General features: G+C 73.5%; 14 protein-coding genes. 6 read left to right on the top strand and 8 right to left on the bottom strand.

Annotation, left to right across the window (positions count from 1 at the left end; genetic code table 11):
• The first annotated feature begins 176 nt into the window (after window positions 1-176).
• Both ACFYZL_RS21575 and ACFYZL_RS21570 read left to right on the top strand, forming a co-directional pair.
• Entirely contained in the window at window positions 177-590 is a 414-nt protein-coding gene (locus ACFYZL_RS21575; protein WP_384743645.1) for a Fur family transcriptional regulator, read from the top strand.
• 50 nt (window positions 591-640) lie between these two features.
• Entirely contained in the window at window positions 641-2848 is a 2208-nt protein-coding gene (locus tag ACFYZL_RS21570; protein ID WP_388680951.1) for an FUSC family protein, read from the top strand.
• Here ACFYZL_RS21570 and ACFYZL_RS21565 read toward each other — a convergent pair.
• The 3 genes from ACFYZL_RS21565 to ACFYZL_RS21555 form a co-directional block, all read right to left on the bottom strand.
• Entirely contained in the window at window positions 2814-5417 is a 2604-nt protein-coding gene (locus tag ACFYZL_RS21565; RefSeq protein ID WP_384743639.1) for a discoidin domain-containing protein, read from the bottom strand. The genes ACFYZL_RS21570 and ACFYZL_RS21565 overlap by 35 nt on opposite strands.
• A 140-nt stretch (window positions 5418-5557) precedes the next feature.
• Window positions 5558-6292, bottom strand: a complete 735-nt coding sequence (locus ACFYZL_RS21560) for a TetR-like C-terminal domain-containing protein (RefSeq protein WP_388680948.1) — start codon at window positions 6290-6292, stop codon at window positions 5558-5560.
• Window positions 6293-6318: 26 nt separating this feature from the next.
• Window positions 6319-6747: an SCO4225 family membrane protein gene (locus tag ACFYZL_RS21555; RefSeq protein WP_388680945.1), complete on the bottom strand. Its 429-nt coding sequence runs from the start codon at window positions 6745-6747 to the stop codon at window positions 6319-6321.
• 234 nt (window positions 6748-6981) lie between these two features.
• Between ACFYZL_RS21555 and ACFYZL_RS21550 the strand changes: the two genes are divergently transcribed.
• The 4 genes from ACFYZL_RS21550 to ACFYZL_RS21535 all read left to right on the top strand — a co-directional run bounded on the left by ACFYZL_RS21550 (window position 6982) and on the right by ACFYZL_RS21535 (window position 10004).
• Window positions 6982-7578 carry a hypothetical protein gene (locus ACFYZL_RS21550; protein WP_384743630.1) on the top strand — a complete coding sequence of 199 codons (597 nt, stop codon included), beginning with the start codon at window positions 6982-6984 and terminating at the stop codon, window positions 7576-7578.
• A gap of 128 nt (window positions 7579-7706) precedes the next feature.
• A complete protein-coding gene (locus ACFYZL_RS21545) occupies window positions 7707-8168 on the top strand; it encodes a helix-turn-helix domain-containing protein (RefSeq protein ID WP_385130288.1) in 462 nt (153 codons plus the stop codon).
• A gap of 83 nt (window positions 8169-8251) precedes the next feature.
• Window positions 8252-8818: a hypothetical protein gene (locus ACFYZL_RS21540; RefSeq protein WP_384743625.1), complete on the top strand. Its 567-nt coding sequence runs from the start codon at window positions 8252-8254 to the stop codon at window positions 8816-8818.
• Window positions 8819-9014: 196 nt separating this feature from the next.
• A complete protein-coding gene (locus ACFYZL_RS21535) occupies window positions 9015-10004 on the top strand; it encodes a serine/threonine-protein kinase (protein ID WP_384743623.1) in 990 nt (329 codons plus the stop codon).
• A gap of 123 nt (window positions 10005-10127) precedes the next feature.
• Here ACFYZL_RS21535 and ACFYZL_RS21530 read toward each other — a convergent pair whose 3' ends face one another.
• From ACFYZL_RS21530 to ACFYZL_RS21510, 5 genes are all read right to left on the bottom strand, one after another.
• Window positions 10128-10358 carry a response regulator transcription factor gene (locus tag ACFYZL_RS21530; RefSeq protein WP_384743621.1) on the bottom strand — a complete coding sequence of 77 codons (231 nt, stop codon included), beginning with the start codon at window positions 10356-10358 and terminating at the stop codon, window positions 10128-10130.
• Between the two features lie 144 nt (window positions 10359-10502).
• Window positions 10503-12605 (bottom strand): SpoIIE family protein phosphatase, encoded by a 2103-nt coding sequence (locus ACFYZL_RS21525; RefSeq protein ID WP_384743618.1) that lies wholly within the window; start codon window positions 12603-12605, stop codon window positions 10503-10505.
• Window positions 12606-12625: 20 nt separating this feature from the next.
• Window positions 12626-13408 carry a 4'-phosphopantetheinyl transferase family protein gene (locus tag ACFYZL_RS21520; RefSeq protein WP_384743615.1) on the bottom strand — a complete coding sequence of 261 codons (783 nt, stop codon included), beginning with the start codon at window positions 13406-13408 and terminating at the stop codon, window positions 12626-12628.
• The gene (locus tag ACFYZL_RS21515; protein WP_388680939.1) at window positions 13405-18057 is read right to left on the bottom strand and encodes a type I polyketide synthase; all 4653 of its coding nucleotides are present in this window, start codon (window positions 18055-18057) and stop codon (window positions 13405-13407) included. Before ACFYZL_RS21515 ends, ACFYZL_RS21520 begins: the two co-directional genes overlap by 4 nt.
• Before the next feature lie 74 nt (window positions 18058-18131).
• Window positions 18132-20360, bottom strand: coding sequence for an MMPL family transporter (locus ACFYZL_RS21510; protein WP_388680935.1), 2229 nt, complete (start codon window positions 20358-20360; stop codon window positions 18132-18134).
• Window positions 20361-20562: the final 202 nt, after the last annotated feature.

Genomic DNA, 20562 nt, shown 5'->3' with positions numbered 1-20562 from the left:
CACGGCTTGGTCTCGAGCCGTACTGGAGCCTTCTAGTCACTTGGTTATCAACCGAACCGATCCTACGATGGACAGAGTCCAAGTCAAGAAGCGCGCCAAAGCCATATCCAATCGGATCCCGGATCCCAGTCGGGCGAACCTTCGGGAATGACGCCGGGCCTGAAAGGTGGAGCGATATGAGTGACCTGCTGGAGCGGCTGCGCGAGCGTGGCTGGCGGCTGACCTCCCAGCGGCGTGTCGTGGCCGAGGTCCTCGACGGGGACCACGTCCACCTCACGGCGGACGAGGTGCACGCCCGCGCGGCGCGGCTGCTGCCCGAGATCTCCCGGGCGACCGTCTACAACGCGCTGGGCGAGCTGGTCTCGCTGGGCGAGGTGGTGGAGGTCTCCACGGACGGCCGCGCCAAGCGGTACGACCCCAACGCGCACCGCCCCCACCAGCACCTGGTCTGCTCCGGCTGCGGACTCATCCGCGACGTCCACCCGACCGGCGACCCGCTGGCCGTCCTCCCGGCCGAGGGGCGGTTCGGCTTCGAGGTCTCCGGGGCCGACGTCACGTACCGGGGGCTGTGCCCGGCCTGCTCGTCGTAGTCGATCGGTCCGGAAGTGCCGGGCCGGGGCCGGTGCCCGATGCTGGTGGCATGGGTACGAACGGTGCCGCCGCCTACGCGGGCGCGGCCCGCCGATCGGTGCGGGTCACCCTCGCGGCGGGGACCGGGTTCTTCCTGTTCCTGTACGGCTTCGGGGAGACCGTGGCGGCCACCTACGCGCTGTTCTCCGCGGTGTCGCTGGCCGGGCTGTCCCGCATCCCCGGAACCGGACGGCAGCGCGCCGGCATGGTGCTGCGGCTGATCCCGGCGGCCTGGCTGCTGGTGGTCGTGGGCACCTTCCTGGCCGTACGCACCTGGACCGCCGTGGCCGGAATGCTGGTCATCGGCTTCGCGCTCGCCTTCGTCGCCGTCGGCGGACCACGCCCGGCCGGCGCGGCGCCCGGGCTCCAGCTGCTGTACATCCTGCCGTCCTTCCCGCCGTACGCCCCGGACACCCTGGGGGAGCGGCTCGTCGGCACCACCACCGGGCTCCTGCTGCTGGTGCTCGCCGAGGCCTTCGTCCTGCCCGATCCGCCGACCCTGCCCTACCGGGAAATCGCCGCCCGCGCCGCGGTCGTCGCCGAGCGCTGCGCGGGCGAGCTGGCCCGGGCGCCGTACGCGCCGTCACCGGCCACGGGAGCCGCGGCCCGGGCCGCGGGCGAGGCGCTGCGCCCCTCGAACGTCCCGGAGGCGGAACGCCCGGCCGGGGCCGGGGTCCGCTCACGCGGCCTCGGCCACACCGGGCTGGCGGCGCGCACCCTCCTGAACCGGCTGGGACGGCTGCCCGCCCCGCCGCCCGGTCCGGAGCCCGACCGGGACCACGAGGCCGCGCTCGCCCTGCTGAACGCCGTCGCACGGTCCGCGGCGGACACCGCCGCACTGCTGCGCGGCGCCCCGGGAGCGCGGGAGCCGCGGCACCCGGGCCCGGGACCGGAGCGCGCGCGGCTCGCGGCCGCCCCGACCGAGGGCGTCGGCCCGGCCGCGCTGCGCCGCAGGGCCGACCTGCTGGAGGTGGCCGACGCCGCCTTGGTGCTGGCGGCGGCCGCGGCGCTGGCGGTACGGGGGCGGGAGGCAGCACCCGCCGTGCCCTCCGGCCGGTTCTGGTACGCGCGGATGTGGGCGCCGCGCCTGTGGTGGGTGCGGTTGATGGGCAACGCGGGGAGCCGGTCGGTCTTCTTCCAGAACGCGGTGCGGACCAGCCTGGCGCTGGCGGCCGCCCGGGCCGTCGCCGGCCTGGACACGTTGCCGCACGGCTTCTGGGCGATGCTGGCGACGCTGACGCTGACCCGCACCACCCTGGAGGCCACGCGCAGCAGCATCCGGCAGGCACTGACCGGAACCCTGATCGGGGCGCTGGCCACGGCCGGGATCCTCGCCCTGGTCGGGACCCACACCACGGTGTACGCCGTCGTCCTGCTCCCGCTGATGCTGTTCACCTTCACGGTCGGGCCGGTGAAGGGCATCGGCTGGTCCCAGGCGCTGTTCACGATGACGGTCGCCCTGGTCTTCGCCCAGCTGGCGCCCGCCACCTGGCGGCTCGCCGAGGTACGGCTGCTGGACGTGTTGATCGGCAGCGCCATCGGCGCCGTCTTCGGGCTCCTGGCCTGGCCGCGCGGTGCGCGGCAGGAGGTGCGGCGCGCGGGCGCGGCGCTGTTGCGGTCCGCGGCCGAGGCCGTGGTCACCACCACGGCGGCGCTCACGGCCGAAGGAGTGCGGGACGCGGACGTGCCGCCGGAGCACAAGTCGCTGCGGCATTCCCTCGTACTGGCGGAATCGGCGTTCGCGCAGCTCCAGAGCGAGCCGGGGCCGGTGCGGGGGCGGCGGTCGGTCGACTGGCAGTCCGTACTGCTGGCCGGGCACCACACGCTGTGGGGCGCCGGACGGGTGCTGGCGCCGCCCGCCTCGGGGCGGGGCCCGGGGGACCTCCACGCACTGCCGTTGGAGCCGGTGGCGGCCGCCGAGCTGGTCAGGCTCGGGGACCGGGTGGCGGGGCGGATGCTGATGCTGTCCGCGGTGCTGGACCCGATCGAGGACTCCCGGCAGGCCCCCGCCGCACCGTACGCGTACGACGGCGGGGCGGGGACCGTACCGGCAGGGGAGCCGAGCGGCTATTACGCGGCGGACGCCTGGCTGGCGTCGCTGCTGGCGGACCTGGACCGGATCGCGGACAGCACGACCGGCAAGGCCGGCGCCGGGGCCGGCGACGCCGGCGGGGTCACGGGTGTCACGGGCGGGGACGTCGGGCGGGCAGGTCGATGACGACGTCGCCCGCCCCCGGCGCCGGGACGGTCAGGAACGTGGCGATGCTCGGCACCCCCTGCGCGTCCAGGGCGAACAGCATGTAGTTCCCCGGCAGCACCACGCCGGTGTCGGAGGGAACGGACACCGAGTACGTGCCGGATCCGGTGGCCGTGGACTGGAGCGGGACCCGGCGCTGGTCGTTGTCGGTGGAGTGGGTCGCCGCGGCGGCCCGCATCAGCACGAAGGACGCCACCGGGCCCGACGTCCCGACCGTGAGCGTCGATCCGGGCGCGACGCGCGGGGGCACGCCGCCGGTGATGACGGGACGCGGCTTGGGCGAACCGTCCGCGTTCAGCAGGTACGGCGGGGTGAACACGGCTCCGTCGGCGTGGTTGGTCGCGCAGTCACCGCACAGGCCGCCGCCGCCCGAGAAGATCCGTCCGTCCGGCAGCAGGTTCGCCACGCTGTGGTAGTTGCGCGGGATGGCCATGGTGGCCAGCGGGGTGAAGACGCCCGTCGCCGGGTCCCACAGTTCGGGGGTCAGCACGGACGTCGCGTCGCTGAAGGGCACCGGGTAGGCCTGGCCGCCGAAGACGGCCACCTTGCCGTCCGGGAGGACGACGCTGTTGCTGAAGGCGCGGGCGTTCTCCATGTCGCCCGTACGGGCGGCCCGGACCTGGCTCCCGGAGATGTTCACGGTGTAGGCGCGGCGGGTGGCGGGGGTGTCCTGGTAGGCGGGCGAGCCGCCCAGCGTGAGCAGCTTGCCGATGTCGTAGGCGACGGCGTTGCCGGTCATCGCGTCCTGGCTGTCGGCGCGCGGGCCGGCGGCCGTGATGCTGCCGTTGCCGGTCGTCGAGATCCAGTTCATCTGCTTGCTCGGCCCGAGCTGCAGCACCTTGCCGCCCGAGGTGGCGTGCAGCCACATGTGGTTGTCGGCGCGGTAGGGACCGGCCGGGTCGGCCGTCAGCGCCGGGGAGGCGGGTACGCCCGAGAGCTTGCGCCAGGTGCCGGTGGCGGGCGACCAGATCTCGCCGGCCTTGTCGGTGTCGGCGTTTCCGCTCCAGGAACCGCCGAGGACGAAGGCCTCACCCGTGGAGATCAGCGTCATGGCCTGGTAGCCGCGGGCGATGTTCATGTTCGTGGTGGCGGACCAGGCGTCGGTCGCCGGGTCGTAGATGCTCGCCCGATCCGCGTTGCTGCCCCCGGTGACGAGGACCCGGCCGTCGGCGAGCATGGCTATGCCCGGGCAGAACATGTCGTGCCCGGTGTTGTCGATCCGGCGCTGGGTGACCTTGCCGGTCTTCAGGTCGAGGATCGCCGTCTGGGTGTAGCCGTTGCTGCCGCCGAACCGGTCCGTCGCGTACGCCGACCAGGCCAGCAGCTTGTCACCCGGCAGCACGGCGGTGGCCACCGGAACCAGGGGGAAGCCGGTGATGCGGTCCCAGGAGCCGTGGACGGCGGCGCTCGCCGGTCCGCTCAGGCGGATTTCGGCGGCCGAGGTCCACGGTCCGCGGGCGCCGGCCTCGCCGGTCACCGTCAGGCGTACGAAGCGGGCGTTCACCGCGCGGGTGAAGGTGGCGGTCTTGACGGTGTCGTCGTCCCGCCAGGTGCCCGCGGCCACCGGTGCGCCGTAGGAGGTTCCGTCGGTGCTGGTGGCGATGGAATACGCGCCCGCCCTGCCGTTGGGCCCGTCGCGGCGCGGCTGGTAGGTGAGGGCCGCGACCGTCTGCGTGCGGTGCATGTCGATGGTGAGGGTGTGCGGCAGCGGGGCCGGTGTGCCGCTCCACTTGCTGTGCCACAGGGTCGCGGCGTCGCCGTCGAGCACGTTCGCCGCGCGGCCGTTCTCGCTCGCGGTCTCCTCGTCGCTCGCGGTGGCCGTCCAGCCGGTGCGGGGCAGGTCGACGGTGGCGGCGGGGGTTCCCGGGTCGCCCAGCAGGTTGAGCTCGGCGGCGGAGGTCCAGGGGCCGCGGCCGCCGGCCTCGGTGAGCGCGGTGAGCCGTACGAACCGGGCTCCTTGGGGAGCGAACCCGAGGGTCTTGGTGCCGGCGTCGTCCGCGAGGGTGCCGGTGGCGACCGGGCTCGCCCAGTTCTGGCCGTCCGTGCTGAGACTGATGGCGTACTCGCCGATCCGCCCGTTGGGCCCGTCGGCGCGGGGGCGGTAGACGAGCGAGGACACCACCGCGGTGCGGTGCATGTCGATGGTGAGGGTGTGCGGGAGCGGGGTCGGGGTGCCGGTCCACTTGCTGTGCCAGAGGGTCGCGGGGTCGCCGTCGAGCACGTTCGCCGCGCGGCCGTTCTCGCCGGTGGTCTCCTCGTCGCTCGCGGTGGCCGTCCATCCGGTCCGGTCGAGGACGGGAGCCGAGGGTTCCATCGCGTTCGCCGGGACGATGCCGTGGTGCGGAGACTGCTTCGCCACCTGCTGGTCGAAGGCGGTGGCCCCCGGGGGCGGCGTACGGGCGGCCGGCGCCTGGCTCGCGACCCCGAGCCAGGGCGTCATCCCGATCAGGAGCGACCCGAGGCCCGCGGCCACCAGCAGGTGGGAGCGGCGTATGAGAGGGGGACGGGTCGGGCGTCGTCGGAACTGCAATCTGACCTCCTGGGGCGATTCGGATCGGCGCCCTCGAACATAGGTCAGACACAGGTGAACTTGCCCGGGAATCAGGGGAGTTGGCTGAGCCGGGACGGTGCGGTCCCATACGGAGCCGCACCGTCCCGCCGGGCCCCGGATCAGCCGGAGACGGAGTCCTCGCCCGGGAACACCGTGAGGCCGATGCTCTCGGCCGCCACGGCGACGGCGTAGTCGAAGAAGGCGGCCTCGTCCCGGACGCTGTCGTGGGTACGGCTGAACACCTGGAAGACCAGGAGCCCGATGAGGTTGCTCCACAGGACGATGCCGCGCTCGATGATGTCCGAGAACGGAGCCTCGGGCGCGCCGCCGAACAGCTCCACGGCCGCCGGCAGGAGCAGCGGCGGACCGGGCACCGCCCGCCGGGGCGGGGCCAGTTCACCGCCTTCGAGTGCCGACCGTACGATCCCGGCCAGCACCGCGGGCGTGCGCGACGCGGACGGGACCGTGTCCTGCGGGGCGTGGTAGTCCGGCACCGGCGAGCCGTATATCAACGTGAACTCGCCGGAGTTGTCGAAGGACCACTGCCGCAGGGCGCGCGTGACCGCGAGGAGTCGCGCGCCCGCCGGGGCGCCGGCCTTCGTCGCGGCGAGGTCGGCCTGCTCCATCGCGGAGGCCGAGGCGTCGTAGGCGTCGATGACCAGGGCGGTCAGCAGGTCGTCCCGGTGCGGGAAGACGGCTTCCACCTCGGCCGTGCCGAGCCCCAGGTCCTGGGCCACGCCCTCCAGGGACAGCCCCGCGGCCCCCACCTTCACCAGCTGCCGGCGCGCACCGGCCTTGACGGCCTCCCGCGGAGTCGGATTCTCGTCGGTCGGAATTGCTGAGGAAAGATCCATAACGGCACCGTACCGGCCGACCGGGCCTACGCTGCCTGCCGGCGTCGCACGATGACGCGCACCAGCGCCCACAGGAGGCCGGCATTGACCAGGGCGCCGAACAGGAGCACCCCGTAGAACCCGAACCCCGCCCACGGATCGAGCCCCACGGGCTGATCCGCCTGCCAGTCGGTCGGAGGCAGGGGCGGGGCCGCCGGGTCCACGGGCAGCGGCTCGGGCGGCCGAGAGCCCATGGGGACGGGCACGGGGGTCTGCTCCAAGGGATCTCCCGCGCCCGGCATCGAGACGAACAGGGGCAGGAGGCTGAACGGGGCGGTCGCCAGGAGCGGCCACATCCCGGCGAACCCCGCGTCCCCGGTCCGGCTCAGCACCTCCACCCACACCTGGAGCCCGAGCACCACGGCCAAGTAGCCCCCGGGCACCCACAGTTCGAGCTTCGACCTGCGTCGTTCCACGTTCTCCCCCTGATCGTCCGGCAGCCAGTATCCGGACGGGCGGAGCCCCCACGCCTGAGTACGCCTACTCAGTGCGGGCCGCGTTTTTACCCGGTGTCTTCGGGTGTGTCAAGTCCCGACTTTCCGGAACATGACCCGGATGTGCCGATCGCGGCTTACTTGTGGTGCGGGCCTCACCGGAACGGAAATCCGGAAACGAAATGAGTCACCGCACCGAACAAGTAGGAGAAAGTCATGAACCGCAAGATTCAGACCAACAACGTTGTCCGCCCCCACCGCAAGGGATTCCGGCTCGCGACGCTGATCGCCTCGGCCACGATGGCCACGGGAGCGATCCTGGTCCCGGCCTCCATGGCCAGTGCGGCTCCCCTGCCGACCCATACGGTCACTGCCCTCCCGAACGGCGGAGGCGCCGGAGGGGACGGCGGCGCCGGCGGCGGCGGCCTGGTCGGCGGCGGTGGTGGCTCCGGTGGCTCCGGTGGCGGCAGCGTCTTCGGCGTCGGCGGCGCCGGCGGCAACGGTGGCAAGGGCGGCGACGGCATCCTCTCCGGTGGCGGCGGCGGTGGCGGCGGTGGCGGCGGCGACGGCGTGATCGGCGGCAAGGGCGGCAACGGCGGTGACGGTGGTACCGGCATCTTCGGCGGCAACGCCGGCAACGGCGGTGGCGGTGGCAGCGGCCTCCTCAAGGGCGGCGACGGCGGCAACGGCGGCAAGGGTGGCTTCGGCATCCTCCAGGGCGGCAACGGCGGCAAGGGCGGCAAGGGCGGCTTCGGCGGCATCTTCGGTGGCCTCGGCGGAGCCGGTGGGGCCGGCGGCGGCAGCCTCTTCTGACCCCGGTGCACGACCTGATCACCTGAGCACCTGATTCACGGGGTGGAGGCCCTCGGGCCTCCACCCCCTCACCCCCCCCACAGACAGACACGCAGCGAAATCCGTGTTCACGGAAGAGGAGAACCCTCATGTTCACGAGTCCCTGGCAGCGCCCGCTCATCCTGGCGGCGGCCTCTCTGGCTCTGGTCACCGGTACGGCGTGCGCCGCGCAAGCGTCGCAGTCCCACACCACCGCAGGCATCAGCTCCTCGCCCTCCCACTGCGTTCTGGGCGGAGCGGGCGGAGAAGGCGGCAAGGGCGGAGAAGGCGGCAGCGGCGGTCAGCCCGGTCAGCCGGGTGAGCCCGGCAAGCCCGGTGGCGTGGGTTGCTTCCGGTTCGAGGACCTTCCCGACAAGTCGAAGTCGGAGCTGAACGCGGTCGACAAGGTGCGCATCGTGATGCTCATGGTCGCCGACGACTCGGACGGGATGAAGGAGAAGATCGCCAAGAAGTACAAGATCTCCGAGCAGCAGCTCGACGACTGGAAGAAGGACTACCTCGCCGGTGACTGGTGCTCCCTGATGGCAGGCGGACTCCCCTTCTGCCTGTGACCCGGCCCCATTCGTCAATCGGCGCGGAAAGCGAACCAGCGGAACCGCGTCACGGAATTCGATCTCTGGCCTAGGAGAATGTCATGCGTGTGCGCACTTCCAAGTTCCGTATCGGTCTCGTCGTCTCTGCGGCTCTCGTCGGAGCCGGTGCGATGGTTCCCGCGGCCACGGCGGCGCCGGTCCCCACGGCCGTGGTCCAGCACCACGGCACCTCGTCCGGCAGCGGAGACGGCCGGATCGGCGGGAACCGGCTCGGCAGCGGCGCGGCAGCGCTCGGCGGGGTCAAGGTGGGCAACGGCAGCGTCCGCGTCGGTGACAAGGTGTGCGCCGGCAGCTGCAACGGAACGGTCAACGGCACCAGCGGCCACAGCGGCGGCGTCTGCGCCGGGCTCTGCAACGGCAGCGCCAACGGAGGCAACGGCACCACCGGCGGAATCGGCTCCGACGGCACGAACGGCGGCAAGGGCGGCGTCTGCGTCGGACTGTGCAGCGGCAGCGTCAACGGGGGCAACGGCGGCAACGGCGGGGCCGCGCCCGCCGGGGGCGACGGCGGCAAGGGCGGCTGGGGCGGCGACGGCGGCCTCTGCGTCGGCGTCGGCTGCGAGACCAGCGGCTTCGGCGGCCGCGGCGGCGACGGGGGCGAAGGCTGACACCGCCCGTACCTCCACCATCAGGCCGGCGCGACCGGCGGCACACGGCTCCAGGGGTCCCGACCTCCTCCACATCGGGACCCCTGGAGCCCTCTCGTAAAGGCACTCGCATGCATCGCTCGATAGAATTCACGGTATGGCAGTGCGGCCCGCGGCGTCCGTCGTCGGGCCGGCCCGGTGAAGGGGGCGGCCCCCGATGGGCACGGCAGCGAACCTGAGCGCGTACTCGGGCCGGGCCTCCGGCCTGATCGGCCGGCAGATCGCGGGCTACCGGATCGAGCGCATGATCGGCCGCGGCGGCATGGCCGTCGTCTACCGCGCCAAGGACCTGCGCCTGGACCGGATGGTCGCGCTCAAGCTGATCGCCCCGGAGCGGGCCCGCGACGAAACCTTCCGACGCCGCTTCACCCACGAATCACGGGTGGCAGCGAAGATCGACCACCCGCACATCGTGCCGATCTTCGAGGCCGGTGAGACCGAAGGCGTCCTGTACATCGCCATGCGGTACGTCTCCGGGCTGGACCTGCGGGGCCTGCTGGACCGGGAGGGCCCGCTCCCCGTGACGACCGCCCTGCGCATCGCCGCCCAGGTGGCGTCCGCCCTGGACGCGGCCCACGAACACGACCTGGTCCACCGGGACGTCAAGCCCGCGAACATCCTGGTCGCCGCGGGGACCGACAGCGACCACCCCGAGCACATCTACCTCACGGACTTCGGGCTGACGAAGAAGGCGCTCTCGCTCACGGGGTTCACCACCGCCGGCGAGTTCGTCGGGACCCTCGACTACATGGCCCCGGAACAGATCACCGGCCGTCCCGTGGACGGCCGGTGCGATCTGTACAGCCTCGCCTGCGTGGTCTACGAATCCCTCGCCGGAGGGCCCCCCTTCGAGCGCGACGAGGACGTCGCCCTGCTCTGGGCGCACCAATACGACCAGCCGCCTCCCGTGACCGAGAGGCGGCCGGACATCGCTCCCGCTGCCGACGCAGTGCTGGGGAAGGCCCTCGCGAAGATCCCCGAGGACCGGTACGGCTCCTGCCTGGAATTCGTGGCGGCCCTGCGCGCGGCCACCGGGACCGCGAACGGGGCCGTCAAGCGCACCGTCGCGGCGAGTTCGGCGCCGCCTCCGGAGCCTCCCGCCTGGGCCCGGCCGGTCTTCCCCGACCCGTACGCCCGGCGCTGGTAGGCCCTGCCGCCCTTCCCGCCCTTTCCCCCGGTCCCGCGCCCTTTCCCCCGGTTCCGCCCTTCCCCCTGTTCCCACCCCGCCCCCCCTTCCCGCCGTACTGCGGGGATGCGTGTCGCCCGGGAGTCACAGCCCCAGTGCGATGGCCAGACGGGTCATCTCCGCCGTGGTGTTGATGCCCAGCTTGGCCCGGATGCGGCGCAGGTAGGCGTCGACCGTGTGCTTGGAGAGTCCCATGAGGCGGGCCGTCTGCAGGTAGGTGCACCCGGCGGCGATGTGACGCAGTGCCTCCTGCTCACGCGGGGCCAGCGCGGTGGCGGTGGCTTCGACCTGGGGAGCGGCGAGTGTGAGGCTCATGGGATTTCCTCCGACGAATCGGTTCGGTCATCACTGCTCACACCCTTGTCAGCAGGGGACATATCCCGAATGTCGTTGTATGTCCCTGTTAAAGAGCTTGTTCGTCGGAGTTCATGGCGGTGTCCGCCGACTGTCACAGCGGTGTCACAGGGACCCGAAGTCGACGAGGGACTGCTCCGCCCAGATGGTCTTGCCGACGGGCGTGTGCCGCGTCCCCCAGCGCTGGGCGAGCTGCGCGACCAGCAGCAGGCCCCGGCCGCCCTCGTCGAAGATCCGCGCCCGCCGCATGTGCGGGGCGGTACTGCTCGTGTCGGAGACTTCGCAGATCAGCGTGGACTTGTCGTGGATCAACCGCAGCTGGACCGGCGGCGCGCCGTACCGGATGGCATTGGTGACCAGTTCGCTCACCACGAGCTCGGTGACGAACGAGGCCTCCTCCAGCCCCCAGGCCGTCAACTGCTCCGTGGTCTTGCGACGGGCCTCGGCGACGACGGACGGGTCGGAGGACAGGTCCCACACGACGACCTGGTCGGCGTGCAGGGCCCGGGTCCGGGCGACGAGCAGGGCCACGTCGTCATCGGGCCGGTGGGTCAGCAGAGCCGTCAGCACCCGGTCGCACACCGTGTCCAGGGTGGACGCCGGTCGGACGAGCGCCGCCAGCATGGTGTTCAGGGCCTCGTCGATGTCGTGGTCGCGGGCCTGGAGCAGGCCGTCGGTGTACAGGGCGAGCACACTGCCCTCGGGCAGCTCGACCTCGACGGTCTCGAAGGGCAGGCCGCCCAGACCCAGCGGCGGCCCCGCCGGTACGTCGAGCAGGTGCGCGGAGCCGTCCGGGTAGACCACGGCGGGCGGCGGGTGACCGGCCCGGGCGACGGTGCAGCCGCGGGTGACCGGGTCGTAGACCACGTACAGGCAGGTGGTGCCGATGCCCCCCGCGGCCTCCCCGTCGCCCTCCTGGTCGGCCTCGTCGGCGGACAGGTGGATGATCAGGTCGTCGAGGTGCGTGAGCAGCTCGTCGGGCGGCAGGTCGACATCGGCCAGCGTGCGCACCGCCGTACGCACCCGGCCCATCGTGGCGGAGGCGCGGATGCCGTGGCCGACGACGTCGCCGACCACCAGGGCCACCCGCGCGCCGGACAGCGGGATCACGTCGAACCAGTCGCCGCCCACCCCCGCCTCGGCGCCCGCGGGCAGATAGCGGGAGGCGATCTCCAGCGCCGCCTGATCGGGCAGCGTGTGCGGCAGCAGACTGCGCTGGAGGGTCATGGTGCTGGTGTGCTCACGGGTGTACCGGCGGGCCTTGTGGATGCTGATCGCCGCCTTGGCCGTGAGCTCCTCGGCCAGCAGCAGGTCCGCCGGCTGGAACGGCTCCTGACGCTCGTGACGGCTGAAGACGGCCAGACCGATCGTGACGCCGTCGGCCCGCAGCGGCACCAGCATCAGCGCGTGGGCACCGTACTCGCCGATCCAGGAGGCCGAAGAGTCCTGGGCCAGCCACCGGGCCACGGCCGGGTCCGTGCCCGCGTACACGGCGCCGCGACCCGCGGCCAGACACTCGGCGGGCGGCGACAGCGGCGGATAGACGGCCTGCGCCCCGACCCCGATCCGAGCCTCCGGGCTCCCCGCGAGCACCGACCGTACGGCGGTGCGCGACACGGTGACGGGACCCGTCGAACGGCCCCGGGACGCGTCGTCGCCGCGCGGCGGCGGCTCCAGCAGGTCGACGACGGCCAGGTCCGCGAGCCTGGGCACCGCCACGTCCGCCAGTTCCTGAGCGGTACGGGTGCTGTCCAGGGTCGTGCCGATGGGGGCGCCGGCCACGTCGGGCATCAGCAGGTGCTGCCGGTGATCGTCCTCCATGGAGGTCTTGTCGTGCGCGGACAGGCCCACGGCGCGCACCCGGCCGTCAGGGTCCCGCACCGGGGACAGAGAGGTCGTCCAGCCGTGCTCCGGGCTCGCCCCCGGAGGACGGACGAAGGCGTCCAGGTGCTGCGGCTCACCCGTCTCCAGCACCAGGCGCATCCTCCGCTCGGTCTCGTCGCTCACCGGGTCCGGCGCGATCTCCGGCAGCCTCCGCCCGCGCATCTCGGCCTCCGTGAGCGACAGGGTGCGCTCCATCCCGCGGTTCGCGCGCAGCAGCCTCAGATCGGCATCGAAGATCGCGAGGAAGCAGGGGGACTGGTCGAAGGCCCATGCGTCCAGCGCGACCTGCGGCCGCTCACCGGGGGAGGTGGGAGTTTGCTCCATCGCCGCTCATCTCGCCCTCGCTAGTTCCCTTGCCGATGTCCGACGGCACCCCGCACGGCGAGGGGCTCCACTGACAAGCATGATCCAGCCGGGCAGGGAGCACCAACGCAGTGCCGGCACGGTCGCGCGAGGACGAGGGCGAGCAGCGCGCCGCCCGCCCGCCACACCATCGCGCGGCGCCGTCCGCCCAGCCGGGGCGGCGCCAGGCCGAGGAGCGCGACCGCGCGCGGAGCCGAGCCGAAGACGCCGCTCCGGTCGGCCTTGACCGCGGCCTCCTTCAGCGCCCAGGCGCCTGCCAGGGCCTCGGCCCGGTCCGCACCGATGAGGGTGAGCTCCCCGGGTGAGAACGCGTGGTCCGCGACACGGCGTACGGCCGCGGCCGAGCCCGTCTCGCACAGGTCCACCCCGACCGGCTCCGGAGCGAGCGCGGCGGCCACGTGACGGCCGGTGTGGCTGATGGAGACGTTCAGCGCGGGCACCGGGGCGCCGCCGACGACCGCGTACGGGCTGCCGTCGTCCCGCGGGAGGATCTCCACCTCGTGCTCCGGCGCGGCGAGGGCCTCGCCGACCAGGCGCTTGGCGAGCACCCGACCGGCCAGCCATTCGGCCCGCCGCCAGGCCGGGAGCGCTCCGACCACCCGCCGTTCGGCCGGTGAGAGGCCGGGTGAGAGGCCGGGGGAGGGCGCCGGGGTCTCGTGCGGGCCGGTGCGCCGGGCCACGATCAGGGCGGCTCCGCCCCATCGGTGGACGCTGCCCGGCACGATCGGCGGGAAGGCTCCCGCTGCCCCGTCGACGGGGCTCATGCCGCTGCCGCCGCCGCAGCCGTGTCCAGGTGCCGCAGCTCCCGCGCCAGCGCGGTGACCGTACGGCGGATCTGGTCGGGCGTGTGCTCACAGGTGACGAAGAAGCGCAGCCGGGCCTTCTCCTCCGGTACGGCCGGATACAGGATCGGGTTGACGCTGACACCCTGCCGGAACATGGCGTCCGCGAGCCGCAGGGTCTTCACCGAGTCACCGACGATGCACGGGACGATCGCCGTGCCGTGGCTCTCCCCGGTGTCGACGCCCTCGGCGCGTGCCAGGCCGACGAACAGCGCGGCGTTCTCCGCCAGCCGCGCCACCCGCTCCGGCTCGGCCCGCAGCACCCGCAGGGCGGTCAGCGAGGCGGCGGTGTCGGCCGGGGTCGTCCCCGCGCTGAAGACGAATCCCGGAACGGTGTAGCGCAGGTACTCGACGACCGCCCTGCTCCCGGCGACGTAGCCGCCGCAGCTCGCGAAGGCCTTCGAGAGGGTGCCCGACCAGAGTTCCACGGCCCCGCGGTCGATGCCGAAGTGCTCGCCGACGCCGCGCCCGGTCGCACCGGTCGTTCCGATGCTGTGCGCCTCGTCGATCATCAGCAGCGCCCCGTGCCGGCGCTTGACCTCGACGATCGCGGGCAGGTCGGCGATGTCGCCGTCCATGCTGTACACGCCCTCGACGACGACGAGGACCCGCCGGTACTGGTCGCGGACCTGCGTGAGGATGGCGTCGAGGGCCGCCGCGTCGTTGTGCGGGAACGGCCGCCGGGTCGCACCGGAGAGCCGGCAGCCCTGAAGGATGCTGTCGTGGGCGAGGGAGTCGTGGACGACCAGGTCGCCCGGTCCGACGAGATGCCCGATCACGGTGACGTTGGTGGCGTGCCCGTTGGCCAGCGAGAGCGCGTCCTCGCATCCGAGCAGGTCGGCGAGTTCCGCGTCGAGTTCGAGGTGGAGGGGACGGGTGCCGGACAGCAGCCGGCTGGCCGACGCCGAGGTGCCGTAGCGCTCGATCGCCTCCTTGGCGGCCTCCGTCACCCGGGGGTGCGTGGCCATGCCGAGGTAGTTGTAGCCGGCGAAGGAGAGGAGCTCGCGGCCGTCGACGACGGTGGTGTCGGTCAGGCCTCCCTCGTGGACGAGGAAGTACGGATTGGCCGGCCCGAGCCCGCCGAGCGCGGCGACCCGCAGGCCGTGTTCGGTGACCTCCGGGAAGCACTCGATCCGGGTGTGCTCCTCGGGCAGTGGGGGTGGGGCCTCGCCCGCGCCCTCGTACTCGGCACGCTGTCCCGGCACGGGGACGGGGGCGGGCGCGGGGACCGGTTCGGCGGCCGGTGCGGTGTCGGCGGAGCCGGTGGCGATCAGTGCGGAGATCCGGCCGGCGGTCGGCCGGTCGGCCACCCGCTCGTCGAACCGCCAGCGGGGCCACTGCCGTTTGAGGGAGGTGAACAGGTCGGTCAGCATCAGCGAGTCGAAGCCGAGGTCGTCGATCAGCAGCTGGTCGGCGCGCAGACGGCTCACCGGGTACGCGCTGATCCGGGCCACGTGACCAAGCACGGTCTCGGTGACCTCGTCGAGCCCCCCGACCGGCGGTTCGGCCTGCGGCCACGCCGGTTCCGGTGCCGGGGGAGAAGCGGGAGCCAGAGCCGGGTCCGGAGCCGGAGCCGCGGCCGGAGCCGGGGGCTGGACCTGCGCCTCGGCGCGGGCTTGGGCCGCAGCCTGGGCAGGGGCAGGGGCAGGGGCAGGGGCCTGGGGCTGGGCCTCGGCCTGGGCGTGGGCATGGGACGGAGCCTGGGCTTCGGGAGGCTGTTGCAGGTGGCGCGGGGTCGTGGTCGGTTCCTCGGGGGTGGTCGGTTCCGCCGGGCGGCGGTCCGTCACCCAGTACGACCGTGCGTCGAGCTTCGCCACCGGCAGGTCCAGCAGACGGCGGTCCTCCCGCGGAACCAGCGCGCGCGGGTCGACCGGGGCGCCCAGGACCGCGAGCCGGGCCAGGGCCAGGACGAAGGCGCGGCCGGCGTCCGGCTCCGCCGCCGTGACGGGCACGAGGTGGACGTCCCCGTGGCCGGCGAGGTTGCGGCGGACCGAGGTGAGCAGCGAGCCGCCGCCGGTCACCTGGACGAAGACCCGGGCCCCCTGCTCGTACGCCGTGCCCACCGCGTCGGAGAAGTGCACCGGCGTGGACGCGTGTCGGACCCACAGCTCGCGCAGCCGGCCGGGGTCGGTGCAGACCGCGGCGTTCACCGACGAGACGAACGGCAGCACGGGGCTGTTGACGCGGCGGCCGGCGAGGTCCGCGCGCATGCTCTCCTCGGCGGACGCCAGCCGCGGCGAGTGGAAGGCGTTGGACACTTCGAGCATCGCCGTGACGACCCCGGCGGCCGCGCAGGCCTCCCGCAGCGCGGCGAGCCCCCGGGGCGTGCCGCTGACCACGACCTGCCGGGGCTGGTTGAAGCAGGCGAGCCACACGTCGTCGATGCCGTCGATCAATCGACGGCAGGTCTCCTTGTCGCTCTGCACGGCGAGCATCCCGCCCCGTAGACCCGTCTCGACCGGCCGCAGAGCGGCCCCGCGGTGCACCAGCAGCCGTACGGCGTCCTCGTCGGTGAGCGCTCCGGCGGCCGCGGCCGCGGCGAACTCCCCGACGCTGTGCCCCAGGGTGAGGTCCGGAGCGACCCCGCAGTCGGCGAGCAGCCGGGTGGTGGCGATCTGGACGGTGCCGAGCAGTGGCTGGCACACCTCGGTGGCGGTGATCCGCCGCCGGAGCTCCTCGGGGTCGCGGCCGGCCGCGGCACCGCCGTACAGCAGATCCGCGATGTCGACGCCGGTGTCCCGGCGCGCCACGGCGCTCAGGACGCCGACGGTCGTCCGGAAGCCGGCGAACCGCTCGTGGAGGTCCGCCATCATCCCCGGCTCCTGGCTGCCCTGCCCGGGGAAGAGGAAGGCGATCCGGCGCTGCTCGGCCGGCAGCGGGGCGTCGGCGGCGAAGGCGCCGTCCCCGAGGTCGCCCCTCACGCCTTCGACGAGCTGTTCGCGTGCCTCGCGCAGCCGCTCGGTGAACCCCTCCGTGTCGGCGGCCACGATCGCGAGCCGTGACTTCAGCGGCCGGCGCGAGCCCAGCGTGTACGCCAGTGCCGCGAGCGGTGGGCGGTCCGCCGGGTCGAGCGCGTCCAGGTGGTCCAGCACCTCGCCGATGTGCCGGTCCAGCTGCCGGGGACTGCCGGCCGAGAGCAGTACGAGTCGGGGTGCGGGGCCCTCGCTCCGTACCGGGGGAGCGGCCGGGGCCGACGGAGCCTCCTCCAACACCACGTGGACGTTGGTGCCGCCGAAGCCGAAGGAGCTGACGGCGGCCCGCCGCGGGGCGAGCCGGTCCGGCCAGGGCCGGGCGGTGTCGGCGATGCGCAGGCCCGCGGCGGAGACGGCCAGGTCCGGGTGGGGCTCGGTGTGCGGCTGGGGCACGATCGTGCGGTGGTGGACGACCAGGGCCGTCTTGATCAGCCCGGCGACGCCCGCGGCGGACAGGGAGTGCCCGATGAGGGCCTTGCCCGCGCCGAGGTAGCACAGCGAGGGGTCGTCGTCCGGCCACTCGGTGCGGAGCCGGCGCAGCGCCTCCGTCTCGGCGCGGTCGCCCGCGGCGGTGCCGGTGCCGTGGGCCTCCAGGAAGCCCACGGAGGAGGGGGCGACACCGGCGTCGTCGTAGGCACGGCGCATGGCGCGCAGCTGGCCCTCGGCGGTGGGAACCAGAGGCCCGGGGGAGGCGCCGTCGTTGGCCGAGCCGATGCCCTTGATCACCGCGTACACGCGGTCGCCGTCGGCGAGCGCGTCGGCCAGCGGCCGGATGACGACGACCCCGGCCCCCTCGCCGAGGACGAAGCCGTCGGCGCCCTCGTCGAACGGGCGGCACACCCCGGCCGCGGACAGGGCGCGGAGCTTGGAGAAGCCGATCAGACCGTCGGGGGTCAGGTTGAGGTACACCCCGCCGACGACGGCGATCGTGCAGGTGCCCTGCCGCAGGTGGGCGATGGCCTGGTCGAGGGCGACCAGCGAGCCGGAACAGGCGGCGTCGACCGCGAAGCTGGGGCCGCCCAGGTCGAAGTGGCGGCTGACGGCGCCGGACGCCATGTTGAGGAGGCTGCCGGGGAGGGTGAAGCTCTGGACGGAGCCGAGCCGTGCGGCCCGCTCCTTGACGGCGTCGATGCCGTCCGGGTCGTCCGGGTCGTCCGCGCGGCGGGATTCCTCGGCCAGGGCGATGGCCCGTACCGGTGCCGTCATCAGGTCCTTGTAGTCGGACACCGACAGCCCGAAGAAGACCCCGGTGTTCTCCCGGTCGAAGTCCCCGCGGCCCAGCCCCGCGTCGTCGAGGGCCTCGCGGGTGACGTCGAGCATCAGCCGGTGCTGCGGGTCCATGGCCCGGGCGCGCGCGGGAGGCACTCCGTAGTGCTCGGCGTCGAAGCGGTCCACGCCGTCCAGGAAGGCGACCCGGTCGGTGTAGGCGGCGTTGGGCGCCGAAGGGTTGCCGGGTTCGTGGAAGGTCCCGTGGTTCCAGCGGTCCGCCGGGACCGCGGAGAACTGCCGCTCCCCGCTCATCAGGAGCTTCCAGTAGCCGTTGACGTCGGGGGCTCCGGGGAAGCGGCAGCCGAGTCCGGTGATGGCGATCTCGTTCATGACGGTTCTTCCTTCGCTGTGCGGGGTGCCTTCGGGGACGGGGTGGGGACTTCTTCGCGGGTGCGGGCCGGCGGTCAGCGGCGCGCGGGGGTCCGGGTGCAGAGCGGGGTGCGGACCGGGGCCCGGTTCCGGGCCGGCGGGCACCTCCCGGAGGTGCCGGGGGGAGGTCGTGGGGCGGGCTTGGGGAGGCTCCGCCGCAGCGGCCTCGGCGCCCACCAGTTCAGGCCGCCCGCCAGGCGCATCAGCGCCGGTACGAGGACGCCCCGTACGAGCGTGGCGTCGAGCAGGACGCCCAGGGCCGCACCGATCCCGAAGAACTGGAGGAGGGAGACCCGGGAGGTGCCGAAGCCCAGCAGGGTGAAGGCGAGCAGGGCGCCGGCGGTGGTGACGATGCCGCCCGTGCGGGCGATGCCCGTGACGATCGCGTGGGTGTCGTCCTGACCGGCGTCGTGGGCCTCCTTGATGCGGGCGAGGACGAAGACCTCGTAGTCCACCGACAGTCCGAAGACGATGCAGAACAGCAGCACCGGCATGGTCGTGCTGAGGGGGCCGGGCGTGAATCCGAGCAGCCCGCTCAGATGGCCCGTCTGGAAGACCCACACCATGGCGCCGAGGACGGCCGTGAGGCTCAGGGCGTTCAACGCGATCGCCTTCAGGGGCAGCAGCAGACTGCGGGTGAATCCGAGCAGCAGTGCGAAGGTGGTCAACGTGATCACGGAGAGCGCCAGCGGCAGCCGGTGCCCCACCGTGGCCTTGGCGTCGACCAGTACGGCACTCGGTCCGCCGACCAGCACCTCGGTGCCCGCCGGGACCGCGGTCCCCCGGACCTCGCGCACGAGCCGCTGGGCGGCGTGCGACTGCGGATCGACCCGCGGTACCACGGAGAAGCGGGCCGGGCCCTCGCCGACGGGCCCCGTGACCTGCGCGACCTGCGGGAGGGCGGCCAGCCGGTGGGCGTACTCCGCCCGCGCCCGCGGGGACGCCGTGCCCGTCATGACGATGGTCAGCGCGCCGGGACCCTTCAGGTCGAACTCCTCCCGCACCAGGTCCCCCGTCCGACGGCCCGCCGCGCTCGGCGGCAGCGCCCGGTCGTCCGGGGTGGCGAAACCGGCGTGCGCGAACGGGCCGGCCAGCAGCGCGAGCAGTCCGATCACCGGCAGCGCCGCGGCCATCGGGCGACGTACGACGATCCGTGCCAGTCCCTCCCAGAAGCGGGAGCGGGAACCCGTGTGCGTCCGGCGGCGCCACGGCACGGGCCAGGCGTTCACCCGCTTCCCGAGCAGCGTGAGCAGAGCGGGCAGGACGGTCACGGCGCTCACGGCCGCGATCGCCACCACGGCGATGCCCGCGTACGCGAAGGAGCGCAGGAAGTAGGGAGGGAACACCAGAAGGGTCGCGAGCGCCGCCGAGACGGTCGCCGCGCTGAAGAGGATCGTGTGGCCCGCGGTGCGCACGGTGCGTACGGCGGCATTGCGCGGGCGGTATCCGGCTGCGAGCTCCTCTCGGAACCGCGAGACGATCAGCAGTCCGTAGTCGATGCCGAGCCCCAGACCGAGCGCGGTCGTGAGGTTCAGCGCGAACACCGAGACGTCGGTGACGGCGGCGAGGGCGCTCAGCACGAGCAGCGTCCCGGCGATGGCCAGGAGACCGATCAGCAGCGGCAGCGCCGCGGCCACGACACTGCCGAACACCAGGACCAGCAGGACCAGGGTGCCCGGCAGGACCACGGACTCGGCCCGCTTCAGGTCGGACTCCGCGATGTCCTGGAGTTCGGCGTCGACCAGCGCGGAACCGCCCACGTGCACCGCCAGACCCGTCGCGGACCCCTCCGGGGCGCCGGCCGGGGCGTCCGCGGGGGTGCTCAGCTCCTCGCTCAGGTTCCGGGCCCGCTCCGCGAGCCGCTGCCCGTCGCCGTCCACGTGCGCGACGATCATGGCCGAGTGGCCGTCCCGGCCGCGCAGCGTCGCCGCGTCGCCGTTCGTCCAGTACGAGCTCACCGCGCTCACGTGCGGCAGGCCGGCCAGGCGCCGGGTCAGGGCCTCGCCCGCGCGCCGCGTCGCCGGATCGTCCACGTAGCCGCCGCGCGTCCGCGCGACGACGACCAGGTTGGGCGAGGCTCCCGGGTGCTCGGCCGCCACCCGGGCGGCCCGGCTGGACTCGGAGCGCGGATCGTCGTACCCCTGCGTCTTCAGCCGGCCCGCCGACGAGGCGCCGAACACGACGGACAGCACAAGGAAGACGAGCGCGGCGAGGAGGACGAGCCGGGGGCGGCGGGTCACGAAGACCCCTGCACGGGGGTACATGCTGCCTCCGATCCGGTCCCGGTCTCGTTGCCGATCGCTCCTCCCGCGGTGCGCGGAAGGCCGGTTTCCACCGTGCCCGGGGGAGGGGCCGAGTCGTAGCCCCGGCAATTCGTCACTTGACAGGCACCGAAGGCCGGTGTCCGCGTCGTCCACAGGACGAGGCGGACGGGACGGGTGTGTCGGCCGGTGCCGCTAGGCTTCT

This window comes from Streptomyces sp. NPDC001717, from assembly GCF_042892775.1.
In the GTDB taxonomy this organism is placed as follows: Bacteria; Actinomycetota; Actinomycetes; order Streptomycetales; family Streptomycetaceae; genus Streptomyces.
The sequence above is the reverse complement of the archived record's forward strand: the minus strand, read 5'-3'. Positions and strand labels throughout refer to the sequence as shown.